The 19,762-nt window shown below is 39.4% G+C and carries 18 protein-coding genes and 1 tRNA gene; 9 read left to right on the top strand and 10 right to left on the bottom strand.

The annotated features are described in order from the left end of the window. Position 1 precedes the first annotated feature (1 nt). Genes AB669_RS14350 through AB669_RS14360 form a run of 3 tightly spaced genes read right to left on the bottom strand, consistent with a single transcriptional unit; the run spans position 2 to position 3,889 of the window. Entirely contained in the window at positions 2 to 739 is a 738-nt protein-coding gene (locus tag AB669_RS14350) for a 1-acyl-sn-glycerol-3-phosphate acyltransferase (RefSeq protein ID WP_047799984.1), read from the bottom strand. A 48-nt stretch (positions 740 to 787) separates the two neighbouring features. Further along, complete coding sequence (locus AB669_RS14355) at positions 788 to 1,342, bottom strand: NUDIX hydrolase (protein ID WP_047799985.1); 555 nt, start codon at positions 1,340 to 1,342, stop codon at positions 788 to 790. A gap of 60 nt (positions 1,343 to 1,402) precedes the next feature. Further along, positions 1,403 to 3,889 (bottom strand): outer membrane beta-barrel family protein, encoded by a 2,487-nt coding sequence (locus AB669_RS14360; protein ID WP_053058417.1) that lies wholly within the window; start codon positions 3,887 to 3,889, stop codon positions 1,403 to 1,405. 257 nt (positions 3,890 to 4,146) lie between these two features. Here AB669_RS14360 and AB669_RS14365 point away from each other — a divergent pair, with 257 nt between their 5' ends. Then, positions 4,147 to 5,073 carry an NAD(P)-dependent oxidoreductase gene (locus AB669_RS14365; protein ID WP_047799986.1) on the top strand — a complete coding sequence of 309 codons (927 nt, stop codon included), beginning with the start codon at positions 4,147 to 4,149 and terminating at the stop codon, positions 5,071 to 5,073. Positions 5,074 to 5,155: 82 nt separating this feature from the next. Next, the gene (locus AB669_RS14370) at positions 5,156 to 5,335 is read left to right on the top strand and encodes a hypothetical protein (RefSeq protein WP_047799987.1); all 180 of its coding nucleotides are present in this window, start codon (positions 5,156 to 5,158) and stop codon (positions 5,333 to 5,335) included. A gap of 52 nt (positions 5,336 to 5,387) precedes the next feature. Here AB669_RS14370 and AB669_RS14375 read toward each other — a convergent pair whose 3' ends face one another. Together AB669_RS14375 and AB669_RS14380 are read right to left on the bottom strand one after the other, a co-directional pair. Beyond that, the gene (locus AB669_RS14375) at positions 5,388 to 6,059 is read right to left on the bottom strand and encodes an NAD-dependent epimerase/dehydratase family protein (RefSeq protein WP_047800387.1); all 672 of its coding nucleotides are present in this window, start codon (positions 6,057 to 6,059) and stop codon (positions 5,388 to 5,390) included. A 104-nt stretch (positions 6,060 to 6,163) separates the two neighbouring features. Then, a complete protein-coding gene (locus AB669_RS14380; protein WP_231582682.1) occupies positions 6,164 to 8,290 on the bottom strand; it encodes a S9 family peptidase in 2,127 nt (708 codons plus the stop codon). Between the two features lie 236 nt (positions 8,291 to 8,526). On the opposite strand from AB669_RS14380, the gene galB reads away from it, so the two are divergent. Then, positions 8,527 to 10,992, top strand: a complete 2,466-nt coding sequence (galB, locus tag AB669_RS14385) for a beta-galactosidase GalB (protein WP_231582683.1) — start codon at positions 8,527 to 8,529, stop codon at positions 10,990 to 10,992. Positions 10,993 to 11,044: 52 nt separating this feature from the next. On the opposite strand, the gene AB669_RS14390 is transcribed toward galB, so the two are convergent. The 3 genes from AB669_RS14390 to AB669_RS14400 all read right to left on the bottom strand — a co-directional run bounded on the left by AB669_RS14390 (position 11,045) and on the right by AB669_RS14400 (position 13,453). Continuing rightward, a tRNA-Ser gene (locus tag AB669_RS14390) sits at positions 11,045 to 11,129 on the bottom strand. Positions 11,130 to 11,454: 325 nt separating this feature from the next. Next, positions 11,455 to 12,885, bottom strand: a complete 1,431-nt coding sequence (gene pyk, locus AB669_RS14395; protein WP_047799988.1) for a pyruvate kinase — start codon at positions 12,883 to 12,885, stop codon at positions 11,455 to 11,457. Between the two features lie 148 nt (positions 12,886 to 13,033). Next, positions 13,034 to 13,453, bottom strand: coding sequence for an IPExxxVDY family protein (locus AB669_RS14400; RefSeq protein WP_047799989.1), 420 nt, complete (start codon positions 13,451 to 13,453; stop codon positions 13,034 to 13,036). 157 nt (positions 13,454 to 13,610) lie between these two features. Here AB669_RS14400 and AB669_RS14405 point away from each other — a divergent pair, with 157 nt between their 5' ends. From AB669_RS14405 to rnc, 3 genes are all read left to right on the top strand, one after another. Then, positions 13,611 to 13,847, top strand: a complete 237-nt coding sequence (locus tag AB669_RS14405; RefSeq protein ID WP_008508386.1) for an acyl carrier protein — start codon at positions 13,611 to 13,613, stop codon at positions 13,845 to 13,847. 21 nt (positions 13,848 to 13,868) lie between these two features. Beyond that, positions 13,869 to 15,122: a beta-ketoacyl-ACP synthase II gene (fabF, locus tag AB669_RS14410; RefSeq protein WP_047799990.1), complete on the top strand. Its 1,254-nt coding sequence runs from the start codon at positions 13,869 to 13,871 to the stop codon at positions 15,120 to 15,122. A 93-nt stretch (positions 15,123 to 15,215) separates the two neighbouring features. Further along, positions 15,216 to 15,944 carry a ribonuclease III gene (rnc, locus tag AB669_RS14415; RefSeq protein ID WP_047799991.1) on the top strand — a complete coding sequence of 243 codons (729 nt, stop codon included), beginning with the start codon at positions 15,216 to 15,218 and terminating at the stop codon, positions 15,942 to 15,944. A 62-nt stretch (positions 15,945 to 16,006) separates the two neighbouring features. Here rnc and AB669_RS14420 read toward each other — a convergent pair whose 3' ends face one another. Beyond that, entirely contained in the window at positions 16,007 to 16,720 is a 714-nt protein-coding gene (locus AB669_RS14420; RefSeq protein WP_053058418.1) for a hypothetical protein, read from the bottom strand. Further along, complete coding sequence (locus tag AB669_RS14425) at positions 16,717 to 17,433, bottom strand: hypothetical protein (protein ID WP_053058419.1); 717 nt, start codon at positions 17,431 to 17,433, stop codon at positions 16,717 to 16,719. Before AB669_RS14425 ends, AB669_RS14420 begins: the two co-directional genes overlap by 4 nt. A gap of 177 nt (positions 17,434 to 17,610) precedes the next feature. Between AB669_RS14425 and AB669_RS14430 the strand changes: the two genes are divergently transcribed. From AB669_RS14430 to nadD, 3 genes are all read left to right on the top strand, one after another. Next, on the top strand, positions 17,611 to 18,474 hold the full coding sequence (locus AB669_RS14430) for a YicC/YloC family endoribonuclease (protein WP_047799992.1): 864 nt from the start codon (positions 17,611 to 17,613) through the stop codon (positions 18,472 to 18,474). Positions 18,475 to 18,538: 64 nt separating this feature from the next. Continuing rightward, positions 18,539 to 19,108, top strand: a complete 570-nt coding sequence (gene gmk, locus AB669_RS14435) for a guanylate kinase (protein ID WP_047799993.1) — start codon at positions 18,539 to 18,541, stop codon at positions 19,106 to 19,108. A gap of 43 nt (positions 19,109 to 19,151) precedes the next feature. Next, positions 19,152 to 19,724: a nicotinate (nicotinamide) nucleotide adenylyltransferase gene (nadD, locus tag AB669_RS14440; protein WP_047799994.1), complete on the top strand. Its 573-nt coding sequence runs from the start codon at positions 19,152 to 19,154 to the stop codon at positions 19,722 to 19,724. Positions 19,725 to 19,762 lie beyond the last annotated feature (38 nt).

Here is a 19,762-nt window from a genome sequence, read left to right on the forward strand (position 1 = left end):
ATTAAGCCTGCCCCAGCACTTCTTTGATTGCTGACTCTGCCTCAAGTGTAATCTCATTAGCTGTTTTTCCTTCAGGTTCAATGGGTTTTAAAACGGTCCATCTCAAGGCATTTCCAGTGGTTAGCGGAAACATTCCGAACCGGACTATTTTCCACGAATTTTCAATGGCAATGGGTACCACCAATGCATTTGGAACTACCTTTAATATGGTTGCCACTCCACCGAACTGAAAGGTTTTTACCTGGCCGTCTTTTGCACGTGTACCTTCAGGGAAGATAACTGTACTCCAGTTATTTTCTTTCATCCTACGGCCCAGTTTTATGATTTCCGAAATCGCTTGTTTATTGTCTTTCCTGTTAATATTAGCACCGCCACCCAAACGCAGATTTATTGAAATAGATGGAATTCCTTTGGTCAGTTCAATCTTAGAAATAAACTTCGCGCTGTACCTTCTTAAAAACCAGATCAAAGACGGGATATCGTACATGCTCTGGTGGTTAGCCGCAAATATAATTGGCCTGTCTGTTGGAAGCTGATATTCGTTTTTAAAACTGATCGAGTTAAAAAGAAAAAACTGACAATAGGTAAGGAAGAAATTTAAAAAGTCTACCGATACTTTATGTGCTTTATAGCCGAAAGCTTTATGGCAAATCCATTGAATAGGATGAAAGATACATAAGCTTAATCCGAAGAAAAAATAGAATATGGGGCTTAGAATATAGCCGAAAATTTTGCTCATAAAAATTAACTTAATCACAAAGATAGCAACTATTCTTTTTTGCAAATATCATATCTCGCCATTTAAGATCATGATTTTGACTTTTAAAATTGCGGCAACGCTCATGGAATCGGTAATTGCTCCGCTCAATACCATTTGATAAGCCTCGTCAAAACTAATCTTTTTTATGGTTAGCTGTTCAGTTTCTTCAGGCATGGGTATTCCCTGAATTAGTCCGGTGGCCACATAGATGATTGACAATTCGTCGCTCACTGAATTGGATAAATGCATGCGCTGAATCTCTCTCCAGTTTTTTGCACTCATCCCTGTTTCTTCGAGAAGCTCGCGTTTTGCACTTTCCAGTGGCTCTTCATGAAACGGCCCTCCTCCTTCCGGAATCTCCCAGCTATAACCTTTTAAAGGGTAACGGTATTGACCTACCAGCCAGGTATTATAATTCTCGTCCAAAGGCAGTATACCTATCGCAAGGTTTTTAAAATGTACCTCACCATAGATTCCCTTTCCACCCGAAGGGTTGAGTACCTGGTGTTCGGTTAGCCGAATCCAGTTGTTATCATATTTAACTTCACTTGCTAAAGTTTTCCAGGGATTGCTGTCTTCCATGCTGCAAGGTAATGAATTGAAAAAGGCGTTTAAAATAAATTTAAACGCCTTTCATTTTATTTAGAATGAACCTTCATCAGGCCTGTTGTCCTGCTGATCGTCTTTTTTCTTCTTGGCAGCGGTGAAGGTTGTTTTTCCGAAGCGATATGAAAACGTTAGGCTACCCATTGTTCCCTGCATCTGGCGTTGGAAATCCACAATGGTAGAATTGTCTTCAGTGGTCATACTCCACCTGCGGGTATTGAATACGTCTCTCACATTGAAACTCAGGGAAGCCTTTTTGTTTGGGAAGTCGTATTTAGCTCCACCATCTATCCCATACATGGCATTACGTTTTCCTTGAGCCATCACTTCAGGCGCACGGTAGTCGCCTCTTACCTGTAATGAAACATTTTTTACTACGGTCAGATTACCGGTTAAGTTGGCGTTCCAGCTAAATCCACTACTTGAAGCAATGTTAAATCTGCTGTCTCCTGCAAATTTAGCCTGGTAAAGATTCACATTCGTAGTGAAATTTAATGCTTTAATCAGATCGAAACGCCCAATTAACTCTAGACCTGAATTAATCTGGTTTGATAAGTTTTGAGGAGTCGAAGTAGTGATTCCACTAATCGCTGTAGTTCTCACCCTTTGGATCACATCGTTAGTCCGGCGATAGTATAAACTTGAAGTCAGCGTTACTTTCTTCCAGTACTTGCTGTAGCCTAACTCAAAAGAGTGCACATCCTCAGGTAATAAGTTGGGATTACCACCCCGGTAGTTATAGGGTTCAGAAACGTCCAGGAACGGATTTGTATCCCATGGACGCGGACGGTTAACGCGTCTTGTATAACTCAATTGCAGCTGATTATCTCCCTTTAATTTTTGGGTTAAGAATACGCTGGGATAAAGTCTTTTGTAATGGATATTTCCATCACTTCCCGTTAACACATTATTGGTGTAACCTTCCAGGTGGGTATCCAGCCTCGCATCTTCAGCACGTAAGCCCAATTGATAACCAAAATCTTTAATCTGATTCTGGTAGTTTAAATAAAGGGCATGCACCTGATCTTTACTGTCAAAATCATTGATCAGGGAATTGTTTCTTACTACCACACCAGTATTGGTTAACAGGGCATCAGCAAACTGATTATTGTTACCCAGGCGAATCTGGCTTCTGTATCCGGCCTCCACTTTTCCGGCCTTACCAACAGGCAGACTATAATCTGTTTGAATGTTATAGTTGGTATTGTCGCCCGTGTTATACACCCGTTGCAAAGATAAATTTTCGTTCATTTCTACGCCATTCCTGTTTGTCGTGGTGGTGCTATAGAACTGATCGCTGTTATTTGTCCCATGCGAATAGCCGAAATTAAAAGTTAGTTCCTCTTTTGGTTTGCTGAACTTTTGCACATAATCCAAGTTAAGGTCGTAACTACTACCATACCCTTCGGTAGTATTTGTGCGGTTACTTAATTCAACAGGTGCGCTTGTTTTACCTAGTTGTCTGATGTCGAGCTGGTCATTTCTTTCATTTTCTCTTGAATTAAAACCACCGGAAAAACTTAATACACTCTTTGGCGTCAGGTAATAGTCAATACCAGCTTTGGCATTATGTCCTTTGTCCATGGAATTGGAAACTGTATTTTGATATAAATATTTTGCAGGAAGACTATCACTTTTATAGAAAATATCCTGATATCCACCACCTACGCGGTTTCCATAACGGTAGCCATAGTTTCCATACAAATTGATTTTGCTGTTCTGAAAGCTTAGATTGGTATTGGCGTTATAGTTATCGCGGTTACCAGCCGTTAATGCAACTGAACCGTTAAGACCCAGCTTAGTATTCTTTTTCAGAACGATATTAATGATACCCGATTGTCCTTCTGCATCATATTTTGCCGATGGATTGGTGATTACCTCTACGCTTTCGATCGAGCTTGCCGGGATTGACTGCAGGATTTGCGCAACGTTTCCGCCGGCAATCAAAGAAGGTTTTCCATCTATTAATACTTTCACACCTGTAGAGCCACGTAAACTCACATTACCGTCCATATCAGTTGAAACTGAAGGAACGTTCTGAAGTAGATCCCCCGCCGATCCACCTTCGCTGATTACACTCTGATCTACAGAGAATATTTTTTTATCAATTCCCATTTGCATACCCGACTTTTGGCCGGTTACGGTAACTTCACTCAGGATATTGCCCTTTGCTGAGTTCATCTTAATGTCGCCAAAATTTAATGTACCCGTTGATGCCGTAATACTTACGTTATCCCTAACCATGGTTTGGTAACCTACGTAACTAATTTTGAAGGTAAACGTACCGGCAGGCAGATCGGCCATGGTAAATGCTCCGTTTACATCTGTTTGAGCAACTTTGGCATTTTTACCGGTAGACTTATTGATTAAAACTGCTGTAGCAAATGGAATAGTTTCTTGTGTTTTGGCGTCTTTTAGTACACCGGTAATTTTTGCTTTCCCACCATTTTGGGCGAAAAGACTTAGCGATAAACTTATAAAAAGAAGAATAAAAGGTATCGTACGCGATTGTAAAAGTCTCATTAAATAATTATATATGTGTGTTTTGTTATAAAGGGAGACAAAGTAACGGAGAGTTAGTTTAAATAAATGCCCGTAACTATTTTATTACAGCTATTTTATGGTAATATTTTCGTGAGTTTAAATATGGTTTTCATATTTGAAAATGTTCTGTCATGTTCAATGAAGCAACATTTCACGTCAAAGGAATGATATCAGCAAAAAAACATTTTTAGTATTGAAGAGATTAAAAACAGCTATAATGTTACTTTTGCTTTAGCATGAAAAAAATATTAATTGTTGATGACTTACACCCTTCTTTTAAGGAGCAGGCTATTGCTATGGGATACCATGTTGATGATGAACCTCAGATTACCCGTCAGCAAACCTTGGCTAAAATAAAAGATTATACTGGCATTGCTGTAAGAACAAAGTTCAGAATCGATGCAGAAGTTTTTGCTGCTGCTACGCAGCTTAAATTTGTTGCCCGTGCCGGAGCAGGACTGGATAATATTGACGATCAGATTGCTTTCGAAAGAAATATTGAACTCATTAATGCACCTGAAGGTAATTGCGATGCGGTTGGAGAGCATGCAACTGGCTTACTTCTATCGCTGATGAATAACTTCCGCAAGGCGGATATTGAAATTCGAAATGGAATATGGGATCGAGAGGGAAACCGTGGATATGAGCTGAAGGGAAAAAGGGTTGGTATTATTGGTTATGGCTTCATGGGCCAAAGTTTCGCCAAAAAACTTGCCGGCTTTGAAGTCGACGTGATGACTTACGATAAATATAAAACAGGCTTTTCTGATGCCTTTGCGCGCGAAGTGAGTATGGAGGAAATTGTAAAACATTGCGACGTGCTCAGTTTGCATATTCCTTTGACTACTGAAACCAGGCAAATGGTAGATGAGGAATACTTCTTCCACTTTAAAAAGCCAATTTTCTTTATCAACACTGCACGAGGAGAAATTGTAAACACAAAGGCGGTACTCGGTGCTTTGGCCTCTGGTAAAATTTTAGGTGCAGGTTTGGATGTTTTACAAACTGAGAAATTTCCTGCACTGCAAGAAGCCGACTGGTATGATGAACTCAGAATGAATGAGAAAGTCATTTTAACGCCACATGTGGGAGGCTGGACCTTCGATTCTTACCGTAAAATTTCTGAAGTATTGGCTGAAAAGTTAAGTGGTCTGAATTTTTAGTTAAAGAAATAATTCAAACATATTTTCAAATGATTGGTTACTATAATAGCGCTCGTTATTGAAAACTTAAAACGATCATGTTATGAAAAACGTAAGCACACCAAAAAACAACCCTACGGTTCAGGGAAGTTCAATTGCAGACAGAGCCAATCACGATGTTAAGGTTGATAAAAAAGTTCAAGGGATAACCAACGGCGGCGGTCAGCGGTCAGATCAGACTTCGAATAAAGACAACCAACGTAAATACGATAACAAAAAGTAATAGACGATGTAGGATGGATGATTTAAAACCATCCATCTTACCTCTTTTTTTCCTACTCTCCTGCCAATTGGATAATCTCCTTACCTTCAACAACTTTTCTTTCGTTGTTGTGGCTTAACACATTGATCATGGCGTTGCCCAGTTCCTGCATCGTACAAAATCCGTTTGCCGAAATTGCCCTACCAATTGGAAATATCCAGTTGATATATTTATAAAATTTGTGTGCGTATTTCTGTTCCTTAATGGGTTTAATAAAACCGGGCCTGAAATTATAAACCTGCTCAAATGGGAGTTTCAACAAATCATTTTCAGTTTTCCCTTTTACTTTCTGCCAGTTTAAGCGGCCATTTGCATTAGTGCCGCTTCCCGAAACATAACAGAACGTCATATCCGGATTTAACCTGCTCAATGTTTCTGCAACATGTAAGGTAAGTGTATAAGTCATTTTATAATAAACATCGTCAGCAGCACCTACCGAGGTAATTCCGAGGCAAAAAAAGCATGCATTGTAACCGCTTAGCTGGCTTTCAATAGATGAAAAGTCGAAGAAATCAGTATGTATAATTTCTCTAAGTTTAGGATCTGCGTAACCGCAGGGTTTGCGGTTGATTACCAGTATTGAATCTACCTCAGAACTTTTCAGGCACTCGATTAAAACCCCTTCTCCAACCATTCCTGTAGTTCCGGTGATGATGACGTGATTCGGCTTTCTTGTTTTTCCCATGAAATAAGTTTTAAACATTAACTCTTAAAGTCAAGCTTTGTTTCAATCTCACTAAAATAGATGATGCAAAAAAAAAGGATAGCCTTTCGAGCTATCCTTCAAATTTATCTTGAGCCTTTCATCTGATAATCCTTTGGTGGTTCGGCACCTAGCAAATGCTGAACAAAATAATCCCATCTTCTGCGCATCATATATGGAGAATAGGTGCCATAGCCATGTGCACTGTTAGGGAAAATAACCAGGTCGAAAGATTTATTTGCTTTTTCGAGGGCTTCAACCACCAATAGCGTATTGTACGGAGGAACATTGTCATCCATCAAACCATGGACCAGCATTAGTTTTCCTTTCAAATTTTTTGCATAATTCTGATTGGCCTGAGCCTCGTAGTCAGCATTTTCTAACAGGCCATTGTAGCGTTCGCCCCAATCGTCCTCATAGTTTCTGTTGTCGTGGTTTCCAGATTCAGAAATTCCAACCTTGAAGAAATCAGGGTAACGGAACATAGCCGTTGCTGTGGCAAATCCCCCGCCCGAGTGACCCCAGATACCAACTTTGGTTGTATCTATCGGGTACTTTGCAGAGAGCTCTTTAATTGCCGCAATCTGGTCGGGTAGTGTGTTAACAGCCATGTTGCCATAACTCATATCATGAAAGCTTTTCGAACGGTCAGGGTTACTTGTACCTTCAATTATCACTACAATAAATCCTAATTCAGCTAAAGCCTGATGATCTCCCCTTACAGCAGAAAACGACCAGCTGCCAACACTTCCACCTTGTGGGCCCGGATAAATGTAGTCGATAACCGGATATTTTTTACCTGCTTCGATTTTGGTCGGCGTAAATATTAATCCATATATGTCTGTCTTCCCGTCGCCAGCTTTTACCGATACCGGTGCCGGGGCTTTCCAGCCTGTTGCAGTTAGCCGGGATATGTCTGTCTTTTCAAGGGTAGAAACAAGTTTTCCATCGAGGCTTCGTAATACAGTTACCTGAGGGATATTGGGCTGTGAATAAGTGTCGAGAAAATATTTTTCTGAAGGTGAAAGGGTAATGCTATGGTTTCCTTCTTCGGGGTTTAAAAGTGTAAGGTTTTTGCCATCGAATCCTGCTTTATAAAAATGGCTGAAATATGGATTGCCTTTTTCCCTGCCATTTGCAATAAAGTAGATCGTCCGTGTCTTTTCATCTACCTTAATTAGCTGACTTACAACCCAATCGCCCTTGGTAATTTGATTTTTAACTTTGCCTGTTGTGGCATCGTACAGATAAAGGTGTCCCCAGTTATCCCGTTCTGAATACCAGATGATTTCTTTTGAAGAAGGAAGGTATCGCCAGTTGATTGCTCCTTGTCCTGATTCATACTGAGTCTTTACAGTTTCCTCAAAAACTTCGCGTACAGCTCCGGTTGTAGCGTTTGCAATGCGGAACTTTTCGTTTTTATGATCGCGTGAGGTAGAAACAAATGCCACCTCCGATCCGTCTGCCTTCCAGTCGATATCGTCAAAAGTGCCACTGCTGGAAATGTCATCACTTAAAGTTGCACGATGCTGATCAGGAGGGATATTAAGTGAGATCACCTTTGGCTGATCTACCTCAATGATTACCCTTCTAATCGTTGCAATTTCTTTATCACCTGGTAAGGGGTATTTCCAGGCTTCCAACTTTGGTGCACCCACATTTGTGGTAACCAGGTACATATCTTTCGAGTTGCGTTGGTCTTGCTGAAAGGTGGTAATCTTTTTCGAGTCGGGAGACCAGCGTACAATTGGCGCGTCGCTATGTTTCCATCCGGCATTATCCGTTGCATAGCCGTAATCCTTTACACCATCTGTTGTTAACTGTGTTATTTTTCCAGTGGCTACGTCTTTCAAAAATAAGTTGTAATCTTTAATAAAAACGGCTTTCTTTCCGTCAGGAGATAACTCTTCATTGCGGTTCCTGCGGCGTGGTGGTGCAGAAACACTTTTATATTCTGTGGTTAATACCTTGGTTTTTGCTGCAGGATCAACCAAAAAGGTTTGAGTACCAGTTTGGTTTCTGGTTACATACCAAAACTTGTCATTTTCAAGCCAGTTCGGCGATACGCCGGGGTTATCTATGTACTTTGAAGTGTTATAACCCATAAAACCTTCTGCATATTCATAGTCTTTTGCCGTTAAGGTTTTTTGCTGGGCATTTACGCCAATAGCTAAAGTACAAGCTATTGCGCTGAGCCAATATTTGTTCATCATTCGTTAGTTAATCTTAAAGGTAAAAATAACACTGTTTTACAAATAGAAGAGTATTAATCATGATACAAAATCAGATGAAGCCTATTCACACAGAGATTAAAATGATAAGAAATAATCATTAAAGGCTAATAAATGTTATTTGGACATTTATCGTTTTTTATAACTTGCGTTCCTGATGTCGTTTCAGGGTTTTTGCAGGCAAAGAAATGGTTTAACAAGCATCAGATAATATAACAATGAATTTCTTTTCAACCCAAATGCGGAGTTTACACCTTCTGATGGTAGTGATCATCTGCTCGTTTTCCAACGGACAAGCGCAAACCCGTAGCGAGTTCTTATTGACCAAAAACTGGAAATTCAGTAAGGGTGATCACCCTGAATCTGTAGCAAGCGATTTCAACGATTCCGGTTGGGAAACTGTCACTGTGCCTCACGACTGGGCCATTAAAGGTCCGTTTGATGGCGGTAACGATAGTCAGGATGTGGCTATTGTGCAGAACGGAGAAAATAAAGCGACCAGAAAAACAGGTAGAACGGGCGGTTTACCATTTATCGGTAAAGCCTGGTATAGAAATACATTTGTTGCGCCTGCATTTAAAAAAGGTAAAAAAGTTGTGATATTAATTGATGGGGCCATGAGCAATCCATTAGTTTATTTCAATGGTGAAAAAGTTGGCCATTGGGCTTATGGTTATAATTCTTTTTTCATTGATGTGACCCGGCAGATGAGAGAAGGCCAGAATACCATTGCGGTTGGGCTTGAAAATAAGCCTGAAGCTTCAAGGTGGTATCCGGGTGCAGGGTTGTACAGAAATGTCCATGTAATCATCACTGAAGATATTAGTATTCCGGTTTGGGGAACTTATATTACAACTCCTTTAATCAATAAAGACTTTGCAAAAGTCAAGATCAAAACCCAGATCAGCGGCGTTAATGAAAATGATGAGACTTTAAGTCTTCAAACGTCGATTAAAAATGCAAAGGGAGAAACGGTTGCTACGGCGACAAAAGTGTTACTCGCTACCGACTTGAATGAGTTTGAACAGGATATTATTGTTAAATCCCCGGAATTGTGGTCGCCTGAAATGCCCAACCTTTATCAGGCTATTACGAAATTGTATGCCGGTAAAACATTGAAAGATGAGTACACGACCACCTTTGGAATCAGAACGATTAAGTATGAGGCGCAGAAAGGCTTTTCATTGAATGGAGTTTACCGCAAGTTTAAGGGCGTTTGCAACCACCACGATTTAGGCCCCTTAGGTACGGCCATAAATGTTGCTGCATTACGCCGTCAGCTTGTTTTGTTAAAAGATATGGGTTGCGACGCGATCAGAACCTCGCATAATATGCCTGCCCCAGAGTTGGTAAAATTGTGTGATGAGATGGGATTTATGATGATGGTGGAATCTTTTGATGAATGGAAGGCGCCGAAGGTTAGAAATGGTTACAGCCATTTGTTTGATGAATGGGCAGAAAAGGATGTGGTCAATATGGTGCATGCCAATAGAAATCACCCCTGTGTAGTGATGTGGAGTATCGGGAACGAAGTGCCAGACCAGGGAACCAAAAATGGCGGCAAAATTTTAGAATTTTTACAGGATATCTGCCACAGGGAGGATCCTACACGGCCGGTGACTGTCGGGATGGACCGGATTCAAAATGCACTCGATAATAATTTCGCTGCTGTACTTGATGTTCCCGGCTTTAACTATAAACCTAACCAATATGAAATGGCTTACACCCGGTTGCCGCAGGGTTTCATCCTGGGTACAGAAACAGCCTCTACAGTAAGCTCAAGAGGTGTGTATAAATTTCCGGTAGTTCCTCAAAAACAAAAAATGTATGACGATAATCAGAGTTCGTCTTACGATCTGGAATATTGTAACTGGTCGCAAATTCCTGACGATGAATTTGTGAAGCAGGACGACTTACAATACGTTATTGGAGAATTTGTATGGACAGGTTTTGATTATCTGGGTGAACCAACACCATATGATGAAAAATGGCCTTCTCATAGCTCTTATTTCGGTATCATCGATCTGGCCGGGATTCCTAAAGACCGTTATTACTTATATCGCAGCAAATGGAATACTGCACAATCTACGCTTCACACTGTTCCTCACTGGACCTTTCCGGGAAGGGAAGGGCAGGTTACTCCTATATTTGCCTACACCAGCTATGCATCGGCAGAACTATTTGTTAACGGAAAAAGCCAGGGTAAACAATTTAAAAGTCATGCTTCCAATACAAACCGATACCGCCTGATGTGGAAAGATGTTAAATATGATCCAGGAACGATTAAGGTTATTGCCTATGATGAAAATGGGAAGGTCGCTGCTGAAGAAACGGTAAAAACCGCAGGCAAACCTCATCACGTTAAACTGGAAACTGACCGTAAAACATTAATTGCGGATGGACAGGACCTCGCCTATGTTACGGCCAGCATTGTTGATGTCAATGGCAATGTATGTCCTGATGCGAATGACAGTTTGTCTTTTCAGGTTACTGGTAATGGAAGTTATAAAGTAGTGGCCAATGGCGATGCGACAAACCTTGAACTGTTTCACCTTCCGCACATGAAAGCATTCAATGGTAAACTTGTGGTAACTGTTCAATCTACTAACAAAGCTGGAAGCTTAAATCTTCAGGTATCAGGCAAAGGGTTAAAAACAGGAACAATTGCTATCTTAACGAAATGATGTCACAAAAAAAAGCGGGCCGATAATATAAAATTACCGGCCCGCTTTTAAGCGGAGAGGGCGGGATTCGAACCCGCGGTACCTTGCAGTACACACGCTTTCCAAGCGTGCTCGATCGACCACTCTGACACCTCTCCAGAGTTTGGGTTTGCAAAAATATATTTTTTGTTCATATCTACATCATAGATCATGAAATTCTCTACGGGTTTTTTTAATCCGGCTGATCCAACATCAGGATTTCTGTGGGAAAAGTACCGAAAATCTGTGTAAAGTGATCTGGATCTGTTCTCTCTTAAAACGGAGCTTCAACGGAGATTGTACGGAGTTTGTTCGGACTTTTACGGAAACATCGCGATGAAATTCCATTTTAACCCGGTACAATTTTAGTTGTACTGTCGATGAAAAAGAAAAGGTGCCCATAACTATGAGCACCTTTTACTGGTATTTGAATCTGGCTGCGAATTAATCGATAACCGTAATTTTTAGCATGTTGGTTTTTCCTTTAGCTTCCATTGGAATTGCAGCGGTATTAATTACAATATCGCCCTGCTTAACCAGTTTTTTGCTTTTTAAGAACTCGTTAACCTCAATGATGGTATTGTCGGTACTCTCCCATTTATCATAATAGAAACCCCTAACACCCCAAAGTAAACTCACTGCATTTAATAACGCCCTGTTACTTGTAAATATGAAAGTTAAAGCCTCTGGTCTGTGGCTTGAAATTTCGAAAGCGGTATAACCACTTAAGGTCATCGATACAATACCCACTGCATTGGTTTGTTTAGCCAGGAAACAAGCTGAATCGCAAATGGCATCACTTAAAAATGAAGGAGATTTTGGTTTTAAGAATTTATCAGGATTGAAAGGATAATTGTTATCTTCAATGTTCTGGATAATTTTCTGCATGGTTTCGATCACGATCAATGGAAATTCCCCTACCGAAGTTTCACCACTCAACATCACTGCATCTGCACCATCCAATACTGAGTTAGCCACATCATTAACCTCTGCACGTGTGGGGCGAGGTGTAGTGATCATGCTTTCCAGCATTTGTGTAGCCACGATTACCGGTTTAGAAGCCGCTCTACATTTAGCAACGATCATTTTTTGTAACAATGGAACTTCCTCCATCGGACATTCAACACCCAGATCTCCACGTGCAACCATGATCCCGTCTGTTACAGCGATAATTTCATCGATGTTAGCAATGGCTTCAGGTTTTTCAATTTTTGCAATTACACGTGCAGTTTTACCACGTTCTGCAATGATTTTTTTAAGTTCGATGATATCTTCTGCCTTACGGACGAAAGATAAACCGATCCACTCTACATCATTCTGAAGTACAAATTCCAGGTTCTCTCTATCCTCTGGCGTTAGCGATGGAATAGAAACTTTAGTATTAGGAAGGTTTACACCTTTTCTTGAAGTTAATATACCACCGTGAACAATTTCACAAACTACTTCATCTTTTAAGTTTGTTGATAAAACTTTCATTTGAAGTTTTCCATCATCCAATAAGATGATTTCTCCTGCCTGTACATCCTGAGGAAAGTTCTGGTAGGTAATGTAAATGCGCTCTTCATTACCAATACATTCGTTGGTGGTGATGATGGTTGTTTTACCGTTGATCAGGTTGATGCCACCTTCTTTTACTAAGCCAATGCGAATTTTCGGTCCCTGTAAATCGGCAAGAATACCTACATTATAATCATATTTCTGGTTTAGATCTTTGATTGTATCTAAAACTGCCTGGTGATCTGCCTGTGATCCGTGTGAGAAATTTAGACGGCAAACATCTAAGCCCGCATTAAACATGCTATATAAAACATCAGGTTTTGCGGATGCAGGCCCAAGGGTGGCTACAATTTTGGTTCTGGAATGAAAAGGTTTCATTTAATTAATCGATTTTTAGCAATGCAGTTTGAGTCGCTAATTATTCTCTAAAATAATTAAACTGCATTAAAATTTATATATTTTGTTTTTTTGTTCGTTGATTATAACCCTCAAATATAGTGTATTTACTACACGAAGTATATAATTTTTATATTACCAAATTCTCCTTGCTTCTTAACTTGGTTGGGTCTATTTTTGCAGCTACCTGAATATCAGGCAGTTTGTTTAGTCCGTTTAGTAAATAACTCAAATCTTCTTTGTCGATAAATTCTTTAATTATGATAAAGAAATCCACATTGGCCATCTCCGGAACGAGTAAACCGTCGCTACTTCTGTTGCTGATCAGATAATATTCTACCTCACCCTGCTCCACAAAAAAATAATATTTTGAGAAAGACCAGGCAGGTTCGTCTATATTGTAAAAGATCTCATGATCATCGATTTTTTCGAATTGTGTGTTTAGCCGCGTATTAATTTTGTGGCATAGAACATAATCTTTCAGGGGGGCGGTGATTGCAATTAATATAAAATCAAGATCTAAAGTAAGCTTTAAGTATGTTCTATTCAAGGCGAAATAAATTATTTACAGAACGAAATTAAAAAACTAATTCTATATTCGCTTGTTATTTGAGAGCCAAATTATGGTGTCGAAATAAAAACATTTGAAAATTGTAAGAATTTATTTTTCTTTGCACAGAATTATTTAACCATTAAATTATAAAATTATGTCTGATATTGCTTCAAGAGTTAAGGCTATTATCGTAGAGAAACTAGGTGTTGACGAAAGTGAAGTTACACCAGAGGCTTCATTCACCAACGATTTAGGTGCAGATTCTTTGGATACTGTAGAGTTGATCATGGAATTTGAAAAAGAATTCAATGTAGCTATTCCTGATGATCAGGCTGAAACCATCGGTACAGTTGGTCAGGCAATCGCTTATTTGGAAAAAAACGTTAAATAGAATTACGCTTTTTCAGTATAAATGGAATTAAAAAGAGTAGTAGTAACAGGGTTGGGTGCGCTCACTCCTATAGGCAATAATGTCCCTGATTTTTGGGAAGGATTGACTAACGGGGTGAGTGGCGCTGCTCCTATTAAAGGTTTTGATACTGAAAAGTTCAAAACAAAATTCGCATGTGAGGTTAAAAATTTCAATCCGGAAGAATTTCTGGAGAAAAAAGAAGCCCGCAAGTTAGATCCGTTTGTACAGTATGCCTTAGTTGCTACAGATGAAGCTGTGAAAGATGGTGGTTTCGATTTTGAGAAACTGGATACCAACAGAATCGGTGTTATCTGGGGTGCAGGTATAGGTGGATTGAAAACTTTTTTAGACGAGATTTCGAATTTTGCTAAAGGAGATGGTACGCCAAGATACAATCCATTTTTTATTCCGAAAATGATCGTAGATATCGCTCCAGGGCATATCTCTATCAAATATGGCCTTCGCGGGCCAAATTTTGCCACTGTTTCTGCTTGTGCTTCATCAACCAATGCCATGATCGATGCGTTCAACTATATCCGACTGGGTATGGCCGATGTGATCATCAGCGGTGGATCTGAAGCCATCATTAACGAAGCAGGGATGGGTGGTTTCAATGCCATGCATGCCTTATCTACACGCAACGACGATCCTCAAACCGCATCACGACCTTTTGATAAAGACCGCGACGGCTTTGTGGCTGGTGAAGGTGCCGGAACCATTATCCTGGAAGAACTTGAACATGCAAAAGCAAGGGGTGCAAAAATTTATGCAGAGCTTGTTGGAGGTGGTATGAGTGCGGATGCTAATCACATCACTGCTCCCCATCCTGAAGGTTTAGGTGCAAGGATGGTAATGACGAATGCCTTAAAAGACGCAGGATTGACTACTGCCGATATTGACTACATCAATGTTCATGGTACATCTACGCCGCTTGGCGATATCAGTGAAACCAAAGCCATTGCTGATCTTTTCGGAGAAGACGCCTATCGTTTAAACATCAGTTCTACAAAATCAATGACAGGGCACTTATTAGGTGCTGCTGGTGCAATTGAAGCGATTGCGGCGATTCTTTCTGTTCAAAATGATATTGTTCCTCCAACAATTAATCATTTTACGGATGATCCTGCCTTTGATCCAAAGCTGAATTTTACTTTTAATAAAGCTCAAAAACGAGAAGTAAAGGCTGCATTAAGCAATACATTTGGTTTCGGTGGTCATAATGCCTCAGTGATTTTCAAGAAATACGAAGATTAATTTTACTGCTTTGCTATATAATTTTGTATGCTAATTAAAAATGGATAACTTAGTTAAATATGCTGATTAGCCGTTAATTGTGTTATTTATTTAATGCCGATATTTAAATTATATAAACTGTATCTTTCTCCAGAGAAAGAATTTGTAAAAAAGCTGAGAAACATTTTAGGCTTTATACCAGGAAATGTTACGCTTTATAAGATGGCCTTCAGACATCGTTCTGTTGCCAAAGTTCTTAAAAATGGCAGCAGAAGCAGCAATGAGCGTTTAGAATTTCTTGGAGATGCTGTATTAGGTTCGGTTATCGCAGAACTGCTTTTTAAGCACTATCCTTACAAGGAAGAGGGTTTTTTAACAGAGATGCGATCCAAAATCGTTAATCGTGCAAATTTGAATCAGCTTGCGAAAAAGATTGGCTTTGACAAATTAATTCAGTTCGATCAACGCTCGGTGAGTGTGCAAACCAAGCATAATTCTATGCTAGGTGATGCCTTTGAAGCAATCGTAGGTGCAATTTATATGGATAAAGGCTACAACTTTACCAAAGATTTTCTGCTCAGAAGAATAGTTAAGCCTCACATCGATATTCATACCCTTGAGCTTACTGAAACGAATTTCAAAAGTAAACTGATTGAATGGTGCCAGCGCCATGGAAAAGATGTGATGTTTGAACTTGTGCAAAATGGTGAAGGAGAGAGCGCAAAGCTGTTCACTATTAGCGCTATTGTGGACGGTGAAAAACAAGGAACCGGCAGAGACTATAATAAGAAAAATGCTGAAAAGCTTGCTGCCGAGAAAGCCTGCGAGGCATTAAGCATTTAGTTTGCTGCTTTAGCTACCAATTATTACCAATCAGATTATTACCTCAAATTTATCGAATCATCTTATTTTCCTTTACCAAGCGTGTCAGTAAACTTCTTAGAAGATTCCTTGATATATTTTATATAGTCATAGCTGTTCCAGTACTGCGCTTTATCGTATTCAGGTCTGTAGTTTAGCATATAGGTTTCCAGTTCCTTACCCCTCAGATTAGTATTGTTCTGAATGATCGTACCATTAAAGTATTGATCAATCTGTGTCTGTTTTAGCTCATTGTCTGCATATCTGCTAAACCTGCGTGCATTTTTAGGATCTTTTCCGACTAGATTATAAAGCGCATTTAAGGGACTAAACACAGCTGAGAGAAACGTGGTCTTTCCGCCATTATATACACCTTTATTTTTAAAATCTCGTTTTAAATCTGCCAGGTCCTGCTTTTTGTTATTGCCGACAATGGTCACTTCATCAAGTGTAGTGCTTCCCCTTACCAGATAGATCAGAAGATCCTGGTCGCCCCTTACTACAATCTGCTGATCTATTAAATTTCTCTTGCTTACATACAAGGTATCGCCAATTTTTGCTTTCAGCTGGAACATACCAATGTCGTTACTGCCTACCCCTAATCCGGTACGCTGGTTGGTAATTTCGGCGAGCGCTATGCGAATGTTCGAACCCTTTTCAATTACTACCCCCTTTACAATAAAGTCCTGCGCTTTTGTTAAAGTACAATACAAACATAGTATTTGCAGGAGAAAAGTGTATTTCAAAATTTTTATCATTTGTCAGTAGTCAAAGTATCTAAGTAAAAAGCAGCAGATTTTTTAATATAAGTTGCAGCGTCGTATGTATTCCATTCTTTTATCTGTTCATGTTTTGGGCGATAATCAAGCATAAACTTTTCCAGCGCTTTTCCAGTCAAGTTTGTATTGCGTCTAACCATGCTCAAATTGAAGTACTTATCTACCTCAAGTTCCTGTTCTTCTTTGTCAAGGTATCGGTCAAAGCGTTTTGCATTTTTTCTTTCAGTACCCATCAATTCCAATATTGCAGCAATTGGCGAACGTAAATAATATAACGGATTTCGCTTATGTCCATAAAAGTAAGTTTTCTTACGGTGTTCTAGTCTAACAGCTGATAAGTTTTCTTGTTTGTTTTCAGGTCTGATTGTTACATCTTCCAGGATTTTATCTGCCCGAATGAGATTTATCATCATATCCTGATCATTTTTGACAACGGCAAACTGAGCTTCAAAGTTTCGCTTGTAAAACCATAATGTATCACCAACTCTAGCCTTGATTTGAAATAAACCCATATCATTGCTGCCCACGCTAATGTGAGTATCTGTATCAATTACCAGGGCTAATGCAATACGAATGGTGGTTCCCTTTTCTGAAATAACCCCTTTCGCTACAATTTGTTGCGCGTGTGTATTTGTTAACGGGAGCAAAAGTGATAACAGGATAATTGCCGTCAAATATGCTTTTGTATCCATCGGGTTATTTTTAGTAAAATTAACACTTGTTAACCTTTCGTTTTGTTAAATAACGTTAATGCTTTAATGTTTATTTATGGTTAATATGGCGGTATTCATCGCTACCTGGAAACGTAAAGCGAAGGTGTATTAAAAAACTCTAAAGTTATTTTTCTATCTTTGCGCATGATAAAATCCATGACAGGATATGGCTTAGCAACAGCCGATTATGCAAACGCAAAGTATAGTGTCGAAATTAAGTCGCTGAACAGCAAATTTCTCGAGCTTAATTTAAAATATCCCAAAGCCTTTTCTGATAAAGAATTAACATTGCGTAATATCTGCAGCAAAGATATCGAGCGTGGTAAGGTAAGTTTGAGCATTAATGTAGAAAAAGCAAGTGGTGAACTTACCGGCGCAACTATAAATACGGCGTTACTGAGCCATTACTACAAACAACTGGTTGAAGTAAATTCGCAACTCGGGGCAGAAAGCAGCAATTTATTGCAAACGGCTTTGACCTTTCCTGAAGTAATCAGTTACAAAGAAGAAAGTGTAAGTGAAGATGAATGGAATCACCTTTATCAGATTTTCCTTGATGCATTATCTAATTTCAATAAGTTCAGAGAGGATGAAGGGGCAGTTTTAAAGGCAGATCTGGAGCTGAGGATTAAGAATATTCTTTCTTACTTTAAATTTGTTGAGGAACTTGAACCGAAACGTATTGCCCACATCCGTGAGAAGTTTTCTCAGTTTCTGGAAGACGCGGTTGGTAAAGTTAATATTGATCAGAATCGTTTTGAACAGGAGCTGATTTATTACATAGATAAAATTGACATCACTGAAGAGAAAACCCGCCTAAAAAGCCATTGCGATTATTTTTTGCAAACACTTGCAAGTAAGGAAGCAAATGGTAAGAAAATGGGCTTTATTTCTCAGGAAATTGGTCGTGAAATTAACACCATGGGCGCAAAAGCAAACGATGCTCAGATGCAGCAGTTTGTTGTTGGAATGAAAGAAGAGTTAGAAAAAATCAAGGAACAATTACTTAATGTATTATAGCAAAAAGACTAAGGGCTAAAGCGAGCGCTTCCTGGTCTTTATCTATTAGCGTTCAGCTTAAAAAATGAAACACGGTAAATTAATCATATTTTCTGCGCCATCCGGAGCAGGTAAAACAACCATAGTACATCATCTGTTAAAGAAGTTCCCTGAGTTAAGCTTCTCCATATCAGCTACAACCCGTCAGCTGAGGGGAGACGAGACACATGAAAACGATTATTATTTTATCAGCAAAGAAGAATTTTTACATAAAGTTGCCCACCAGGAATTTGTAGAATTTGAGGAGGTATATAATGGTACGTTTTACGGAACATTGCGCTCTGAAATAGATAGGATATGGGATAACGGACAGCATGTTATTTTTGATATCGATGTAGAAGGAGGTCTGCGTTTAAAACGAAAGTATGAAGATGATGCATTAGCCATTTTCGTTCAACCGCCTTCGCTGGAAGTTTTGAAAGAGCGCTTAAGCGGAAGGGGTACAGATAGTGCAGAGAAATTACAAGAACGATTCATCAAAGCTGAAAAGGAGTTAACCTATGCTGATAAATTTGATGTGATTTTAAAGAATTTTGATTTAACCACCGCCTGTGCGGAAGCCGAAAAGCTTGTTGGTGATTTTTTAAATAGTTAGTTTCTGTTGCTGACGGAGTGATCTTAAAAAATGAAATCCGAGAATGAAGACTGGTCTTTTCTTTGGCTCTTTTAACCCTGTTCATACAGGCCATCTGATCATAGCCAATTACATGGCTAATTACACCGGGCTGGACGAAGTGTGGCTCGTGGTTTCACCTCATAACCCTTTAAAAGATAAAAAGGGATTAAGTAATATGTACGATCGTTTGGAAATGGCCCGACTGGCGACTACAAATACAGAGAACATAAAGGTTTCAGATATTGAATTTGGATTACCTCAACCCTCCTACACTGTCGATACGCTTATCTATTTGAATGAGAAATACCCAGGCAAAGAGTTTGTATTGATCATGGGGGCCGATAATCTTGTTTCTTTAAAGAAATGGAAAAATTACGAGGCCCTGTTGAAAAATTACCAGATTTACGTTTATCCGCGTCCGGGAGCCGATGTTTCAGAATGGGAAAATCATCCTTCCATTACATTCACAGCAACGCCACAAATGGAAATATCATCAACTTTTATCCGCTCTTCAATCAGGAATAAAAAAAACGTGCAGTTCTTTCTACCTGATGAAGTGATCAACTTTATTGAGCGCAAAGGGATGTACCGGTAAATACTCAATTGGTTAACTGTTAATTAATACAGTTAACC

The organism is Pedobacter sp. BMA (assembly GCF_001027745.1).
GTDB lineage: Bacteria > Bacteroidota > Bacteroidia > Sphingobacteriales > Sphingobacteriaceae > Pedobacter.

Excerpts from the sequence above, each read along its gene's own strand:
- AB669_RS14405 (WP_008508386.1), top strand. The coding sequence starts at position 13,611 with ATGTCTGATATTGCTTCAAGAGTTAAGGCTATTATCGTAGAGAAACTA.
- AB669_RS14430 (WP_047799992.1), top strand. The coding sequence starts at position 17,611 with ATGACAGGATATGGCTTAGCAACAGCCGATTATGCAAACGCAAAGTAT.
- AB669_RS14350 (WP_047799984.1), bottom strand. The coding sequence starts at position 739 with ATGAGCAAAATTTTCGGCTATATTCTAAGCCCCATATTCTATTTTTTC.
- AB669_RS14420 (WP_053058418.1), bottom strand. The coding sequence starts at position 16,720 with ATGATAAAAATTTTGAAATACACTTTTCTCCTGCAAATACTATGTTTG.
- fabF (WP_047799990.1), top strand. The coding sequence starts at position 13,869 with ATGGAATTAAAAAGAGTAGTAGTAACAGGGTTGGGTGCGCTCACTCCT.
- pyk (WP_047799988.1), bottom strand. The coding sequence starts at position 12,885 with ATGAAACCTTTTCATTCCAGAACCAAAATTGTAGCCACCCTTGGGCCT.
- AB669_RS14360 (WP_053058417.1), bottom strand. The coding sequence starts at position 3,889 with ATGAGACTTTTACAATCGCGTACGATACCTTTTATTCTTCTTTTTATA.
- AB669_RS14425 (WP_053058419.1), bottom strand. The coding sequence starts at position 17,433 with ATGGATACAAAAGCATATTTGACGGCAATTATCCTGTTATCACTTTTG.
- AB669_RS14375 (WP_047800387.1), bottom strand. The coding sequence starts at position 6,059 with ATGGGAAAAACAAGAAAGCCGAATCACGTCATCATCACCGGAACTACA.
- nadD (WP_047799994.1), top strand. The coding sequence starts at position 19,152 with ATGAAGACTGGTCTTTTCTTTGGCTCTTTTAACCCTGTTCATACAGGC.
- AB669_RS14370 (WP_047799987.1), top strand. The coding sequence starts at position 5,156 with ATGAAAAACGTAAGCACACCAAAAAACAACCCTACGGTTCAGGGAAGT.
- gmk (WP_047799993.1), top strand. The coding sequence starts at position 18,539 with ATGAAACACGGTAAATTAATCATATTTTCTGCGCCATCCGGAGCAGGT.
- rnc (WP_047799991.1), top strand. The coding sequence starts at position 15,216 with ATGCCGATATTTAAATTATATAAACTGTATCTTTCTCCAGAGAAAGAA.
- AB669_RS14355 (WP_047799985.1), bottom strand. The coding sequence starts at position 1,342 with ATGGAAGACAGCAATCCCTGGAAAACTTTAGCAAGTGAAGTTAAATAT.
- AB669_RS14365 (WP_047799986.1), top strand. The coding sequence starts at position 4,147 with ATGAAAAAAATATTAATTGTTGATGACTTACACCCTTCTTTTAAGGAG.
- galB (WP_231582683.1), top strand. The coding sequence starts at position 8,527 with ATGAATTTCTTTTCAACCCAAATGCGGAGTTTACACCTTCTGATGGTA.
- AB669_RS14380 (WP_231582682.1), bottom strand. The coding sequence starts at position 8,290 with ATGATGAACAAATATTGGCTCAGCGCAATAGCTTGTACTTTAGCTATT.